The organism is Pseudomonas sp. 29 (assembly GCF_002754355.1).
GTDB classification, from domain to species: Bacteria; Pseudomonadota; Gammaproteobacteria; order Pseudomonadales; family Pseudomonadaceae; genus Aquipseudomonas; species Aquipseudomonas neuropathica.
In genome coordinates this window covers 3,488,996-3,503,570 of sequence record NZ_PEEY01000001.1, presented here as the reverse complement: position 1 = coordinate 3,503,570, position 14,575 = coordinate 3,488,996, and the positions used below count along the sequence as shown (strand labels likewise).

Sequence of the window (14,575 nt, the reverse complement as noted above, 5' to 3'; positions counted from 1 at the left end):
AAATCAGACAATCTGTTTCATTGGTCGCTTGGACTCACCCAGAATAAAAGTGCGCTGCTCTTTATTACCTTCGATACACAGCCTGTGTACCGAGCCAAACTCATCGATCACTGCAAACTCGAATGAACCCTCGCTTTCCCGCCCCACTTGCAGGTCAGCGGAAATATATTGAACAAGCGTCAGTTGCCCAGGCACATTGTTGATCGGCACGTTCATGATACCGAGGGGACTGCGGAAATTTGCTTTCAGGCCGTAGATGGGTGCCATGTAACCGTAAAAGTTTCTGCGCCCGTCGCGAGTACCAGGAATGTTTCCGGAGGCATAGACTTGCACCGCATCTTCGGAATCATAAGGATCAAGTTTTACCTCACTGCTGTACCAGTCAAACAGGTGAATCTGCCTGCCGTCCGCGTGCAGCCCAATGTGATGACTTTGAACCCAGTCATATTGTGCTTTCTGCTGTCTGCTACCATATTCATTGAATGTAAAGCTCTTCAGCGAATATTCTTTCGGCGGAATTGCCTCCAGCGTAACACTGCTGTCAAAGCCGATTCCGTTACTTCGCAATAACACGCCATCCACGAGAATTTCGGCGGCCACTTCCATGATTCCGGGCCTGGTGGCCGAAACCCAAAACTGGAAAATCTGCACGGGATCAGAGTCGTCACTTATCCGATTGTGCGTGGCACGTGGTACTTCGGTAATCCGCGGTGCACCGCCCGACATTTCGTGAGCATAACGATTTTCCTGCAGCGATACATTCCAGTCGCCTTCCAGAGGGCGCGCGCCGTTATAGGCGATCAACCGCAGTGATTGCAGGGCGGGATGCCCATACAGAGATGCGCCATCGCCATTGTTATCGATCCCGTGCAGAAGCACCAAAACACGCACCTGCATGCGCCCGTTGGCATAAAGCACTTTATGCTGGCCCGACCTTGTGGCATCGAGTTTAACTTCGATACGGGAAATACCAATTTGCTCATCAAACATTTATCAATACCTTGCTGATTAATACACTTCGCCCTCTAAGGACCCAGCAAACTATTGACGCTCGCTTTAAATAAGAACAGCCGCGACATTCGACAAATTATGAGAAAGTAATATTTCAACATCAACCCCAACAGCTCTCACAAATGCTAATACATTCAACAATCGCAGACCACATCAAGCGAACTTCAACCACACTCCGCCTGCCCCTTTGATTTCAGCACTCAACAATCTGCTCCCCTCCTGACCTCAACTGCACAGAATCAAAAGAGGAGCCAACGGGCAGTTTATTCTTGTCAGGTTATGTTAGAAAAACAAAGGAGCGGTTACTTCCACCAATATTCAGTCACTGTCTAAACCTGTCGAGAATCCGCTTTCCGAGGACTCGCTATCGGAGTCAGACTCGAAAACCACCTCCTCCGTCTGGATTTCCACCTTCCGATCCATACTGGAGTTTTCAAGATACTGACTAATCCGTTGCCTTGACGCGTCACTCAGCGGATTATTCAATAAACCAATGAACAGATCCTGTGTATCGGGAATCTCGAACAATTCATATCCCACGTCAGAAATATTATTATCATGCAATGCCACAACCCCCAGTTTCCTGAGCGAATCTATGCCTGAAGGAACGCTGGAAAGATGTGCGTTGCTCAGCATTAATCCGGTTAAACCGGCCATGTAGCCTACATGCGGAACAACTGTCAGAGGATTGTTTGCCAGATTCAATCGGGTCAGCGTTTCGATTCTGGACAATCCTTCAACTGTGACCTCGGATAGTTTTAGCGAGCACCCATCCAGCGTAAGTTCGCTTAACTGGCGCATTTGAAATATTCCTGACGGGAATCCTTCCATTTTTATACCAACGACTCCCAAATATTGAATATTCGGAAAGCTGTCGAGAAACGCACCTATCCGTGCACCCGGTTCATTTGCGGTCAATATCAACTCTGCTACATATTCAAATCGGGCGGACAACGTTGGTAACTCACCCGAAAAATCAACATAGTGAGAAAAATAATAATCCCCCTCGCCCCACCTCGAAACCGACTTGCGCTGCCAGATATCTTGCAGCTTTGCGCTGAACTTCTCGCGAGCCAGGCGTCGTTCGGCAAGCGTCGACGCGCCCTCTGGTTCCGACGTCCGCGTATGAGGTGATGCCCCTTCGGCAGTCCATATCGCCAATTCATTACGCAATGTCACAAATTCTTTTTCCAGGCGCAGCAATACGCCGGAAGGATCACTCTTCAAGCGCTCAGTGATAAATGCCGTCACCTCCTGATCTGGAAGATGCGGATAAAGATCACGCACACGGTCGGCAACGGACTTGGTCGATGTCAGGTTGTTGTCGCCGCCGCCTCGCAACTGCCCCGTTTGCCGGTGTTGTGCAGTGGCAGGATCAACGGTAACCGCAAGCGGCGCCATCCCCAACAACTCACTCACGGTTTGGCGTGATGGCAACGGCTGCGCACGGACCCACTGTTGCAACGCCGCACCACCAACTTCTGTCACACCCAGCAACTGACGATGCCCGGGCGACAACAGAAACCAGATGGTTGAATACAGGTCCTTCGATTTCCGAGGTGATTGGGCGTCGCGGCTCTGGAGGACATAGCCATCATCCTGACGGATCAGTATGTGACGAAACGGCGATCGGGCCTCGCCGATAGCGCTCAGGACATGCCCGTCCATCGTCCCTTGGCGAATCTCGACACGCGTTTGCCGCGGCCAATTCGCCAGATTTCCGAGCATATGCAGCACTAACCGATCACTGTCCGGGTTGGCTACGGCCTCTAAGTGAATGCCTTCCACGGCCCTTGCCAAGCGAATCTCTCGCAGCGCCACCAACGCCTCTTTCGCCACTCGCTGAGGCATGCCTGGCTGGTTGTGCATATGTAAACGCTCGGCAGCGCTCATATTGCGCCATATCGCCAGCGCAGCCGTTTTCGGTAGATGTGGAAACACCCGGCGCATCCGTAAAGTGTTTTCATCGCAATCGGATTCAAAGGCATCTTCCAGATCCTTGAACCGCCTAAATTGCTCAGGGGCGGCCCCGCGTCCCTGCGCCTGAATCGTCTGATCAAGTTCGAATCGCCTGATGGTGTCCTCCAGTAAAAAAGGCGCAGGGCGGTCATGAATGAGCACATCGCGCAGCACTGATTCATTGACCCCGCTCACGGCCAGCACACGTGCAACCATGGCGGCGGAAAATTGCGCCACGGAACGGCCCATCCGCCGAAAAAGTTCTGCGGTTTGTACTGAGATTGAGTCAGTGAAGGGGGTGACATCGCTGTCCAGCGGCCCCCAGAACCGGCCTTCGTTGTCCGGCTTCAATAGCGGGCCGGAGGGGTCGAGCTCACTGGCCAGCGTGGCGCGAAACAGCCCGCTCTTAGCGTCCAGCACCACTTGCACAACATGGTCATCGGCCACGGCCACGTACTGGCGCTGCTTCACAATCCTGATGCCTTGCGCATCGGTTTCATCGAAGGTTTTGGGTGCAGGTATGCAGTAATCTGCCAGTGAGTACTTCGCGGCATGCATCGCGAACTCATCGATCGCAGATGACCTCGGGTTCACGCTCACTCTGATCGCTGGCGTCACTGCGATCGAGTCAGACCCGAAGGAAACGGGCAACGCTTCGAGGTGATGGGGTATAGGCAGGTGCGGCATTGCTGAAGAGCCGGACGGTGGCCGGCGAGCACCGTCTACGCTGAATTCGTGGGTTTTGATTGGGGCAGGTACAGGTTTGACCTTTGGCGGTTTGCCAGTCATGGCTGCTCATCCTTGAGATATGGCTGCGTTGGCCCCGCATACAGAAGGGCCAACACTCGATATAAGCAAAAGCACTTTGAATGCAATTACCTGATAATTGAACACCACAGCTTATCGGTAGTTACCATGCCAAAAAGCATATATATCTACTACATCCACTGGCATTGCATCAGCGAAGGTGAGTCTTAGCCTCGTTCCAGATATAAATTTCGCTCGTAAAAGTTTACGCGAATCGCCAGCCTATGCTCCGTACCGTGTTCATCAATGGCAAGAAAGTGAAGCTTGTTTCCGTACTTGGAACCTTTACCGGCTTCCGAGTATTCGGACAGGGCTTGCACGACAGTTAGCTCGCCATCGCTCTGAATCTTCACATCATAATGTTCTCGACCCCATGTATGGGCGTCAGGAAAAAAGGTGTATACAAAAGGATCTCCGTTAGCCGGCAAGATCACAGTCACACTTTGTTTTTCAGGGCGAACAAGAATGACCTCCATATAATTGGTTTTTATTTCATTAAGTCTGTTACCCCCCGCAAACTTATGGTCAACGCCTTCTCCTACTCCGTCTACAACCCAATCGACCAGCTTGATCTGCTGCCCTCGCGGATAGAGCCCAAGACGATGGCTCCAGATTCGATTGCCGGGCAATTCATCGCCGCGCCGGGTTTGATACCAGCGAAATTCTTCAATGGAATACGCCGATGGCGGTTGTGCTTCGATGGTTACACTACTGTCATGAACACTGGAGAGTGTCGTTCCATTACTGAGAATCCTCTCACCGTTCAGCGACAGGCGCGCACCAATCTGGGTCGTCCCGGCGCTCGATGAGGATACCCAAAACGTGCGGACCTGCGGATGGACGCTGTCATTTTCCGAATCGTTGTCGGGAGCGTCTCCGGCGGAGGTTGAAGGTCGCGCCTCAATCGTAAACCGCCCTTGATCGGTGCTTGCGGCCCAGCCGTCGCGCAACGTTTTGCCAGTGCTGTAATGAATCAGTTCGATGCTTTCCATTACATCTGCAGGCACGTGCATGGCATTGCCGTTGGCGTCTATCCCGGAAACCAAAACTTGTACTTTCACCTGCATCCGGCCATTTCCAAACAGCGACTTGGTGCGAGTATTGTCGCTCGCATCAAACTTGACCTTCATAATGGCAAGGCCTGCGAGTATGGGCGCAGTGGTTTGCTGATCGTGTGTAGCATCCATGCTTTCACTCATGATGTGTTCCTTCGAAGAGTAATATTTAAATGTCGACATCGAAAATATGCCAACAAAAAAATTACAGACCTTTCAAATAAACAGCAAAGCGAAAAATGTAAGAAACATACGCTTGCAAACCTCTAGTGGCTTACAGACTTTTATCTGGCAAACAACTATTCCCGCGACAACCATCAAGGCTCGTCGTTATAAACAAACTTGGGCATTTCCCAATGAAAACGGATGGCCAGCAGACGTAACAAGAATCCGCCGAACAGCGTAATCAGAATGGCTTGTTCACCGGGCACATTCAGATAAAGACACAGCATGTAGCACCACGCTGCAGCGAAGGAGACGCTCGCATACAGTTCGCGGCGAAAGATCAGCGGAATGTCGTTGCAGAAAATATCGCGCAAGATGCCACCGAACACCCCCGTGATCACGCCGCTGACCGACGCCACCAGCATGCCGTGGCCCATTTCCAGCGCGGTCATGCAGCCAATCAGGGTGAACGCCACCAGACCGACGGCGTCGAGCACCAGGAACAGCGAACGCAAGTGGCGCATCCAGCGCGCGGTGAACACGGTGAACATTGCCGCTACCGAAGTCAGCACCAGGTATTCCGGGTGTTTTACCCAGGTCAGCGGATAATGCCCGAGCAGCACATCGCGCACCGAGCCACCGCCCAAGGCTGTTACGCAGGCGATCAGTACCACGCCAAACCAGTCCATGCCGCGCCGCCCGGCAGACAGGGCGCCAGTCATGGCTTCAGCGGTGATGGCGATCAGATAGAGCATCAGCAACATGGTGGCGATCCAGGCAGGAAGGCGCGCAGTCTAGCCATTTCAGTGCGGCACCAAAAGGGGGCAATCGCAATGCCGCCCCCATCGCCAGGCATCAGAACTTGATGAAATGCTTGCGGTAGTGCTGCAACTCGGCGATCGACTCACGGATATCGTCCAGCGCGAGGTGCGTGCTGCCCTTCTTGAAGCTGTCACGCACGTCCGGTGCCCAGCGCGCGGCCAGTTCCTTGAGCGTGGAGACGTCGAGATTGCGATAGTGGAAATAGCTTTCCAGCGCTTTCATGTGGGTATAAAGGAAGCGGCGATCCTGACAGATGCTGTTGCCACAGATCGGCGACTTGCCCTTCGGTACCCATTTTTCCAGGAAGGCGATGGTTTCAGCTTCGGCTTCGGCCATGCTGATTCGGCTGTCACGCACGCGCTGGGTCAGGCCGGAGTTGCCGTGGGTGCGGGTGTTCCACTCGTCCATACGCGCGAGCACTTCGTCACTGTGGTGGATAGCGATCACCGGGCCTTCGGCCAAGGTGTTCAGATCACTGTCGGTGACGATGGTGGCCATCTCGATGATGACGTCGTTTTCCGGATCCAGACCGGTCATTTCCAGGTCGATCCAGATCAGGTTCTGCGGGTTTTGCATATGTCGGCTCCTAGGCAATGCTGCGCAGTTTAGCCTAGGCCGGTGGCCGGGCGTGCTAAACTCGCGGCCGTTTTACCTAATCGCTGCATTCTTCAGACGGAACACCCATGGCCAAACGCCAACTCAATCGTCGTCAAAACTGGCGCATCGAAAAGATTCAGGGCGAGCGCGCTGCACGCGCCGCCAAACGCGAGTCCTCGGCTGTCGAAGCCCTTGAGGGCGGCGACCTGGGCCCGGAACAGACCGGCCTGGTGATTGCCCACTTCGGTGTACAGGTCGAGGTCGAGGCCGTTGACGGTGATCAGGCCGGCCAGGTGTTCCGCTGCCACTTGCGCGCCAACCTGCCTGCGCTGGTAACCGGCGACACAGTCGTCTGGCGTGCCGGCAATCAGGGCATCGGGGTGATTGTTGCGCAACTGCCGCGCACCACCGAACTGTGCCGCCCGGACAGCCGTGGCCAGCTCAAACCGGTAGCCGCCAACGTCGACATGATCGTCATCGTCTTCGCGCCGCTGCCCGAGCCGCATGCCAACCTGATCGACCGCTATCTGGTTGCCGCCGAACACGCTGGCATCCGGCCGCTGCTGCTGTTGAACAAATTCGACTTGATCGACGAGCAGAACGCCCCGGCGCTCAATGCGCTGCTGGCGGTGTACCGCACACTCGGTTATCCGGTGCTGGAAGTATCGGCGCACCACGGCAACGGCATGGAACAATTGCAACAGCAGCTCGACGGCCGCATCAGCGTGTTCGTCGGCCAGTCCGGTGTCGGCAAGTCATCGCTGGTCAACAGCTTGCTGCCTGAAGTGGAAACCCGTGTCGGGCCGTTGTCCGAGTTGTCCGGTCAGGGTACGCACACGACGACTACTGCGCGCCTGTTCCACTTCCCTGGCGGCGGTGAGTTGATCGACTCCCCGGGTATCCGCGAATTCGGCTTGGGTCACGTCAGCCGCGCCGATGTTGAAGCCGGTTTCATCGAATTCAATGACCTGCTCGGCACCTGCCGCTTTCGCGACTGCAAACACGACCGCGAACCCGGTTGTGCACTGCTCAAGGCGCTGGAAGATGGCCGCGTGCAGCAGCAGCGGATGAACAGCTACCGCTCGATCATCGCCAGCCTGCCGGAAAACGGCTACTAAACATCTGCACCGGCAGTACCTCGCCCGAGGGCTGCCGGATGTCGGACTGCGCCTGACAAACCCTCGATTCCGTTAAACGCCAGACTTTTCTTACAGGCCCGCACACGCCTGCCTGCAGGACATTTCTCTTTCACCGCCCAACCCTTGTAGGCAAGCTCCAGATGCCTAGATTGGGGTCCTCCTTCGCACCTTCGCGACCTTCGAGGAACCCCATGCAGACCTATCACCTGTTCATCAGCCATTCATGGAACTACGCCCACGCTCACGACAATCTGGTGCGCCTGCTCGGCGCCAGGCCGGATTTCAGTTTCAAGAATTTTTCCGTGCCGCCACATAACCCGATCATGGGCGCGCAGACCGACAAGCAGCTCGAAGAAGCCATCGAAAACAAGATTCGCCCCTGCTCGGCGGTACTAATCATGGCCGGGATGTATTCGACCTACAGCAAGTGGATCAACAAGGAAATCGAGATCGCCAAACGCATGGGCAAGGTGATCATCGCGATCAAGCCATTCGGCGCCGAGCGCATTTCCGCCGTGGTACGTGACGCGGCACACGCCGAATGCGCGTGGAACACCAATAGCATCGTCAGCGCGATTCGCCTGCATACGGCGGTGTGATCATGCGCAAGGGACTGTTTATCGGCATCAACCACTACGACTACGTCTCACCGTTGAGCGGTTGTAACAACGACGCAATGGCCATGGCTTCGGTATTGGAGCGTCACGCCAACGGGCGCCCGAACTTCAGCAGCAAAGTGCTGACGTCGGCCGAAGAACAACTAACGCTCAAACTCATGAAACAGCAGATCCAGAGCCTGTTCTCAGGCGACTGTGACGTGGCACTGCTGTACTTCGCCGGTCATGGGCAGTTCGACACCAGCATCGACGAAGGACTACTGATTCCCCAGGACTATCAGCCTGGCGGAGACGGTATCCGCATCAGCGACATTCTGGAATGGGCGGACAAAGCCCCGCACATCAAGAATAAAATCATCATTCTCGATTGCTGCCAGGCCGGTGCAGCAGGCGCCCTGCGCAACCTGCGCGGCGGCAGCAGTGTGATCGGCGAAGGCGTGACCATTCTCACCGCCTGCAAAAAAGAACAGTACGCCCTGGAAAGCCGCGGTCACGGGGTATTTACGGATCTGTTGCTGCAAGCGCTGCATGGTGGCGCTGCCAACGTACTCGGCAAGGTCACCCCCGGTAGCGTCTATTCGTTTGTCGACAATGCGCTGGGAGCCTGGGAACAGCGTCCGGTATTCAAGACCAATGTCTCGCAGTTTGTGCCGCTACGCGAGGTCGCGCCGCTGATCGCCGAAGAAACCCTGCGCAAACTCAAGGACTGGTTCCCGGAACCGAGCTTCGTTTTCAGACTCGACCCCAGCTACGAGCCCACCGAAGCGCTGTTCAACCCCGAGCACGGCGACATCTTCAAGCAACTGCAAATGTGCAATCGCCACAGCCTGATCGAGCCCGTGGACGCCGAACACATGTACTACGCCGCCATCAACTCCACCGGCTGCCGCCTCACCGCCCTCGGCGCCTACTACCGCGAACTCGCCATAAAAGGACACTTCTGATGCCCGTATTCATCAGCTACCGCCACATGGATCGCGCCCACGCCATCGCCATCAATAGCCGCCTGATCCAGGCCAACATCAAAACCTACCTCGACGTGCTCGACCCCGAGTCGCAGACCACCGACGACATCACTGGGGTCATCACCCGCAACATCACCGAATGCACGCACCTGCTGGCAGTGGTCTCGGAAAAGACTGCGTTATCGTGGTGGGTGCCGTTCGAAATTGGCGAAGCGACCATCAGCAACCGGCGGATCTGCTCGTTCAAGACCGGGCCGACGGAACTGCCGTTGTATCTGGATAAGTGGCCGAAGCTGAGCACGGACAGTGATCTGAATTTCTTTATCGACGCGTATCGCGAGGAAGTGTCGAACAAACGCTCGATGACGCTGGATTCGAGCAATGAATCCTTTAGCGGCGCCTATAAGCGCAACGCCGAGATTTTCCACGAACAACTGAAGAACCGGATTCGGCGCGGGTTCTGACAGACGTAAAAAAGCCGCGATCATCTCGCGGCTTTTTTTTGCCTCACACGCTGGCCGGCGGTTTTGGCACAACTACCTTTGGCTCAGGCTTGCGAAACGCATACAGGTGCTGACGCACAATCCCGCCTGGCAGCTCCTTGCCAAACACGCCATAACGCACCGGCCATTCCTTTGGCGGCAGCTTGAACGTACCGAAGAGCATATCCACCAGCGGCGTGTGGATCGCGTAGTTTTTGTAGATGTAGTCCTTGTGCCGGGCGTGGTGCCAATGGTGATAGCGCGGCAGCACGATCAGGTAGTTCAGCCAGCCGCCGTTGATTCGCACGTTGGCGTGGGCCAGTACCGCTTGAACACCGACCAGGATTACATAGGCATTCAACGCTTGCGGCGCGAAGCCCAGCAGCATCAATGGCACCAGCACGCCAGTGCGGGTCAGCAGGATTTCAATGAAGTGCACGCGGGAGCCGGCGAGCCAGTCCATGTGCGTACTGGAGTGATGCACCGCGTGAATGCGCCACAGCCATGGCACTACATGGTAGAGCCGGTGCAGCCAGTACTGACCGAGATCGGCGACCAGTATCGCCAGCAGAAACTGCACAACGAGCGGCAGGCTTTGCACGCTCGCTTGCAAGCCCGGCGACACCGCCCAGCCGGCGATGTAACTCGACGAGGCGGTGATGAAGATCAGGATGAACTGCACCAGCATGTGGCTGACGAAAAAGTAGGTCAGGTCGGTGCGCCAGTGCGGGCGCAGGATGTTTTGCTCGGGGTCCTTGGAGTAGAGCTTTTCCAGAGGAATGAACACAATGGCCGACACCAGCAGCGCCAGCACAAACCAGTCCAGGCCGAGCGAGTACGGCGTCTGCCCGATCGCGCTGACCTGGACATTGGTACCGCCCAGAAACACTGCCAGCCCCGACGCCACCAATCCGGTAATCCCCAGACGTTTGCGCGTGTTGAGCAGGATATTCAGGGTGCCGAGGCTGAACGACAGCACCAGACCAAGCAACAGCGTAGTGCGCGCAAATTGCTCGTCATAGACCTTGCGCAGTTCGGCCGTGGTCAGCCATTCCGGGAAGAGAAAGCAGAGTACCGCCAACAGGCTCAACAGCCCGAGGGTGGCTGATATATAGCCACTGACCCGCCCCTCGCCAAATTTGAAGGGTGCGTTGCCGTGCCGCTGAAAATAGGCTTTGAGTCTTTCCATTTACTGATCTTCCGTGATTGCGAAAACTGCGACTGGTCATTGCGACGCAGGCAGATACAAAAAAGCCACGGAGACCGTGGCTTTTTGTGGATCACTGCTTCGGCGCGGGGGCCGGTGCAGTGGCTGGCGGGGCAGCAGGCGCGGGCGCCGCACTCCCCGGCTCAGCCGGTTTCGGCGCAGCGTCGTCGAACAGGTTCAACCGCTCGCGAAGCTCGTGCGCCGGCACCGGTTGCTGATCCGCCGGCAGCGCGTTCGGATCAACCGGTGTCGCCGGCGCGTTGCCGTTCTGACTCTGATCCGCCGGTTTAGCCGCGTCGGCACCTTGCGCACCTTCGATGGCCGCCTGGGCTTTTTTGGTCAACACCACAATGTCGATGCGACGGTTGACCGGGTTGAACGGGTTTTCCTTGTCGAACAGCGCCGACGAGGCATAACCGACGACCCGCGCCACTTGCGCATCCGGATAGCTACCGGCGACCAGTGCACGACGGGCAGCGTTGGCACGGTTGGCCGACAATTCCCAGTTACCGAAATCACCGGTGCCGGTGTAAGGCTTGGCGTCCGTGTGACCGCTGATGCTGATCTTGTTCGGCACCGCTTTGATGGTGTCGGCCATGGCCAGCAGGATGTCTTCGAAGTACGGTTTCAGGCGTGCAGAACCGGAGTCGAACATCGGCCGGTTCTCGGCGTCCATGATCTGGATGCGCAAGCCATTCGGAGTGATCTCGAAGAGGATCTGATCCTTGAACTTCTGCAACTGCGGGTTCTCGTCGACCTTGTTCTGCAGTTCTTGCAGCAGCAGTTCCAGACGCTCCTTCTCGACTTGCTCGGCCATGCCTTCAACCTGTTCAGTATCGACCGTAACCTTGTCAGGCTGCGGCTGCGATTTCACTTCCGGGTTAAGGGTGTTTTCCGGCGCCAGGGTCGGCGTGCCGCCCAGGTCGATGATGTACGGCGTGCCGCTTTCGGAAAAGCCGACCGGGTCTTTGAAGTAACCGGCGATGGCGATCTTCTGCTCGGGCGTGGCGGTGGACAGCAGCCACAACACCAGGAAGAACGCCATCATCGCCGTGGCGAAGTCGGCGAAGGCGATTTTCCACGCCCCGCCGTGATGCCCGCCGGCTATGCGCTTGACGCGCTTGATGATAATCGGCTGATTATTTTCCATGACTTAGCGACCGCGAACCGCTTGTTCCAGCTCGGCGAAGCTTGGACGGTGCGCCGGGTACAAAACCTTGCGACCGAACTCGACCGCCAGCGAAGGCGGCATGCCGGAAGCCGAAGCCACCAGCGAGGCCTTAATGGCTTCGTAGACGTTCAGCTCTTCCTTGGCATCGTGGGCCAGGGAATGCGCCAATGGGCCGAAGAAACCGTACGCCGCGAGAATACCGAAGAAGGTACCGACCAGTGCCGCACCAACGTGCAGACCGATGGACTTCTGATCGCCTTCACCCAGCGAGGCCATGGTCACCACGATACCGAGTACCGCCGCGACGATACCGAAACCGGGCATGGCATCGGCGATGCCGTTCACCGCATGAGATGGATGCTCAAGGTCTTCTTTCAGGCTGTACAGTTCCATGTCGAACAAGCCTTCCAGCTCGTGCGGCGCCATGTTGCCGGACGACATGATGCGCAGGTAATCGCAGATGAACGCGGTCATGCGTTCGTCTTTGAGGACTGCCGGGTACTTGGCGAAGATCGGGCTCGCGGCGGCATCTTCGATGTCGCCTTCGATGGCCATCATGCCTTCGCGGCGGCTCTTGTTGAGGATCTCGTAGATCAGCCCGAGCACTTCCAGATAGAACGTGTGGCTGAAGCGCGAACTGAACATGCTCAAGGATTTCTTGAGCACGTGCATCGTCATGTAACCGGGGTTGGCCTGGAGGAATGCACCCAGTGCCGCACCACCGATGATCATCACCTCGAAGGGCTGGATTAGGGCGGCAATCTTGCCGTGGGAGAGCACGTATCCGCCGAGCACGCTCGCGAATACGACGATGATGCCGATAATTTTAGCCATAGGTAGAAAGTACTTATTTAAGTCGGGTTCAAGGTCATATTCGGAAGTTAAAAAATCTCTTCTTCTACTTATCGGCAAAACTGCGCCAGACTATAGCCAGTTCAGGCGAAAAGCCAATTTAGCCCATGCCGGGCGCGTCTACAGTCAGTGAAGATCCCGTCCAGACATGGCTAATGAAACGAACGTCCCATACGCAAAACCGACCACGCTCGACGGCTGGGTCAAGCTGCTCGACAGCGTCCGGCTGCCCGTGCCGCAAGAGGCTCACGACAAAGTCTGTCGGGCGATCCGCGACAATCGCAGCTCGCTGCGCGACATCGCCGACCTGATGCAGGACAGCCCGGCACTGGCCTTGAGCATCATCCGTGAGGCGAATCGTCACACCCACGGCACCATGGCCGCACCGGCGGAAAATCTCGAGGTGGCGATCAACCGTCTCGGCCTGGCGCGGACTGAAGAATTGCTCGCGCGCCTGCCGGCTGAACCGCAGATGCAAATCCCCAAGGCTCTGCGCCAGTTACAGATGATCAGCCAGCACGCGACGCAACAGGCCAACGGTTTTTTCGCCAGTCGCCTGGCGCGGCTGTGGCAGGACATTCATTGGGGCAGCCTGTTGTTTTTGTCGCCGCTGTGGCCATTGGCGCTGACTTATCCGCAATTGCTCGAAGAATGGGAACTGCGGGTTATCCACAAGGGCGAATCGGCGCGCGTGGTCGAAAAGCAATTGTTCGGCGTACGCCTGCTGAAAATCGCTGAAGCGTTGGTGCAGGCCTGGCACCTGCCGATCTGGGTGCAGCAGGGTTATAAGCTGCTGCTGAGTGAACAGCGCGAACTGGTCAAAGTGCTGCGCATCGCCCGCGACAGCGAACATCCGTTGCGCCAGCAAAACCGCCTCGATGACGACCCGACCCTGCGCCGCTGGCTCAACCAGCCGGCCAACACCGTGCTGCTGGCCAACGGCCTGGCACTGTCTGCGCAACAGGCGTGGGACAGTCCGCACAGCGAACGCTGGCAGTACCTGACCAGCCTTTATCTGCAGATTTCCATGGATGAAGTGCAACAACAGTTGCACCAGCAAGCCGCCAACAGCGCGCGCCATCATGCGATGCCCGACCTGTGGCATCCGGCGGTTTCGTTGCTGTGGCCGTGGGGTACCCGTCGTTTGCCAGCCGGCATGCTGCCCGCCGCAGCGCCAACCTCGGAAGATCTGACGCAATGGCGCCAGCAATGCGCCGAGCTATTGGCCGAGCCAAGCCGCTTCGCCAATGCCATGAGCCTGACCGTCGCCGCTCGCGATGCGCTGGTCGCCAGCGGCATGCGCCGGGTGATGATCCTGATGGCCGATCGCACACAGTCCAATCTGCGCGTGAATCAAACCGCCGGGCTACCGAAAGAAGCGGCGGCGCTGAATTTCGTCGTCAGCCAGAGCAAGGTCTTGCAACGGCTGCTCGCGCAACAGGCGCAGGTGCGGATCAATCCCGAGAACAACGCTCAGTTCTCCGCTCTGCTGCCAGCGAGCCTGCGCACCCTGTTTCGTGGCGAGCATCTGTTCCTGCGTTCCCTGGTCAATAACGGCCGGGTGATCATGATTGTCGTCGCCGATCAGGGCGGCGGGCCGTTCGCCGATATCACCGTGCAAGCCTTTGGCAAAACCGCACAGTGCATCGAAAAAGCCCTGCACAGCTTTAGCAGCCGCGGCCGATGAGGCTGCGCTACAATCCTCCCCTTTGTGCTCTGGAGACCT

Annotated in this window: 13 protein-coding genes; 5 read left to right on the top strand and 8 right to left on the bottom strand. The window is 56.9% G+C overall.

Features of this window, described 5'->3' with window-relative positions:
* Positions 1-3: 3 nt before the first annotated feature.
* From CLU80_RS16225 to orn, 5 genes are all read right to left on the bottom strand, one after another.
* Complete coding sequence (locus CLU80_RS16225; protein WP_095047294.1) at positions 4-990, bottom strand: hypothetical protein; 987 nt, start codon at positions 988-990, stop codon at positions 4-6.
* Between the two features lie 339 nt (positions 991-1,329).
* A complete protein-coding gene (locus tag CLU80_RS16220; RefSeq protein ID WP_099757837.1) occupies positions 1,330-3,759 on the bottom strand; it encodes a leucine-rich repeat domain-containing protein in 2,430 nt (809 codons plus the stop codon).
* Positions 3,760-3,944: 185 nt separating this feature from the next.
* A complete protein-coding gene (locus CLU80_RS16215) occupies positions 3,945-4,976 on the bottom strand; it encodes a hypothetical protein (protein ID WP_099757836.1) in 1,032 nt (343 codons plus the stop codon).
* A gap of 173 nt (positions 4,977-5,149) precedes the next feature.
* On the bottom strand, positions 5,150-5,761 hold the full coding sequence (locus CLU80_RS16210; protein ID WP_093430171.1) for a trimeric intracellular cation channel family protein: 612 nt from the start codon (positions 5,759-5,761) through the stop codon (positions 5,150-5,152).
* Positions 5,762-5,852: 91 nt separating this feature from the next.
* Positions 5,853-6,395, bottom strand: a complete 543-nt coding sequence (gene orn / locus CLU80_RS16205) for an oligoribonuclease (RefSeq protein ID WP_003221098.1) — start codon at positions 6,393-6,395, stop codon at positions 5,853-5,855.
* 107 nt (positions 6,396-6,502) lie between these two features.
* Here orn and rsgA point away from each other — a divergent pair, with 107 nt between their 5' ends.
* The 4 genes from rsgA (at position 6,503) to CLU80_RS16185 (ending at position 9,601) form a co-directional block, all read left to right on the top strand.
* On the top strand, positions 6,503-7,534 hold the full coding sequence (gene rsgA / locus CLU80_RS16200; protein ID WP_016985702.1) for a small ribosomal subunit biogenesis GTPase RsgA: 1,032 nt from the start codon (positions 6,503-6,505) through the stop codon (positions 7,532-7,534).
* 212 nt (positions 7,535-7,746) lie between these two features.
* Positions 7,747-8,154, top strand: a complete 408-nt coding sequence (locus tag CLU80_RS16195) for a TIR domain-containing protein (protein WP_093430170.1) — start codon at positions 7,747-7,749, stop codon at positions 8,152-8,154.
* Positions 8,155-8,156: 2 nt separating this feature from the next.
* Positions 8,157-9,116 carry a caspase family protein gene (locus CLU80_RS16190; RefSeq protein WP_099757835.1) on the top strand — a complete coding sequence of 320 codons (960 nt, stop codon included), beginning with the start codon at positions 8,157-8,159 and terminating at the stop codon, positions 9,114-9,116.
* Positions 9,116-9,601, top strand: a complete 486-nt coding sequence (locus CLU80_RS16185; RefSeq protein ID WP_099757834.1) for a toll/interleukin-1 receptor domain-containing protein — start codon at positions 9,116-9,118, stop codon at positions 9,599-9,601. The genes CLU80_RS16190 and CLU80_RS16185 overlap by 1 nt, the downstream gene beginning before the upstream one ends.
* A gap of 43 nt (positions 9,602-9,644) precedes the next feature.
* Here the strand turns inward: CLU80_RS16185 and CLU80_RS16180 are convergent, their stop codons facing one another.
* The 3 genes from CLU80_RS16180 to motA all read right to left on the bottom strand — a co-directional run bounded on the left by CLU80_RS16180 (position 9,645) and on the right by motA (position 12,831).
* Complete coding sequence (locus tag CLU80_RS16180) at positions 9,645-10,808, bottom strand: sterol desaturase family protein (RefSeq protein ID WP_099757833.1); 1,164 nt, start codon at positions 10,806-10,808, stop codon at positions 9,645-9,647.
* A 91-nt stretch (positions 10,809-10,899) separates the two neighbouring features.
* A complete protein-coding gene (gene motB, locus CLU80_RS16175) occupies positions 10,900-11,976 on the bottom strand; it encodes a flagellar motor protein MotB (protein ID WP_099757832.1) in 1,077 nt (358 codons plus the stop codon).
* Between the two features lie 3 nt (positions 11,977-11,979).
* A complete protein-coding gene (gene motA / locus CLU80_RS16170; RefSeq protein WP_007952169.1) occupies positions 11,980-12,831 on the bottom strand; it encodes a flagellar motor stator protein MotA in 852 nt (283 codons plus the stop codon).
* 166 nt (positions 12,832-12,997) lie between these two features.
* Between motA and CLU80_RS16165 the strand changes: the two genes are divergently transcribed.
* Positions 12,998-14,536 (top strand): HDOD domain-containing protein, encoded by a 1,539-nt coding sequence (locus tag CLU80_RS16165; RefSeq protein WP_099757831.1) that lies wholly within the window; start codon positions 12,998-13,000, stop codon positions 14,534-14,536.
* Positions 14,537-14,575 lie beyond the last annotated feature (39 nt).

Coding starts and splice junctions, on each gene's coding strand:
- CLU80_RS16190 (WP_099757835.1), top strand. CDS start 8,157: ATGCGCAAGGGACTGTTTATCGGCATCAACCACTACGACTACGTCTCA.
- motA (WP_007952169.1), bottom strand. CDS start 12,831: ATGGCTAAAATTATCGGCATCATCGTCGTATTCGCGAGCGTGCTCGGC.
- rsgA (WP_016985702.1), top strand. CDS start 6,503: ATGGCCAAACGCCAACTCAATCGTCGTCAAAACTGGCGCATCGAAAAG.
- CLU80_RS16225 (WP_095047294.1), bottom strand. CDS start 990: ATGTTTGATGAGCAAATTGGTATTTCCCGTATCGAAGTTAAACTCGAT.
- CLU80_RS16185 (WP_099757834.1), top strand. CDS start 9,116: ATGCCCGTATTCATCAGCTACCGCCACATGGATCGCGCCCACGCCATC.
- CLU80_RS16195 (WP_093430170.1), top strand. CDS start 7,747: ATGCAGACCTATCACCTGTTCATCAGCCATTCATGGAACTACGCCCAC.
- CLU80_RS16220 (WP_099757837.1), bottom strand. CDS start 3,759: ATGACTGGCAAACCGCCAAAGGTCAAACCTGTACCTGCCCCAATCAAA.
- CLU80_RS16210 (WP_093430171.1), bottom strand. CDS start 5,761: ATGTTGCTGATGCTCTATCTGATCGCCATCACCGCTGAAGCCATGACT.
- motB (WP_099757832.1), bottom strand. CDS start 11,976: ATGGAAAATAATCAGCCGATTATCATCAAGCGCGTCAAGCGCATAGCC.
- CLU80_RS16180 (WP_099757833.1), bottom strand. CDS start 10,808: ATGGAAAGACTCAAAGCCTATTTTCAGCGGCACGGCAACGCACCCTTC.
- orn (WP_003221098.1), bottom strand. CDS start 6,395: ATGCAAAACCCGCAGAACCTGATCTGGATCGACCTGGAAATGACCGGT.
- CLU80_RS16215 (WP_099757836.1), bottom strand. CDS start 4,976: ATGAGTGAAAGCATGGATGCTACACACGATCAGCAAACCACTGCGCCC.
- CLU80_RS16165 (WP_099757831.1), top strand. CDS start 12,998: ATGGCTAATGAAACGAACGTCCCATACGCAAAACCGACCACGCTCGAC.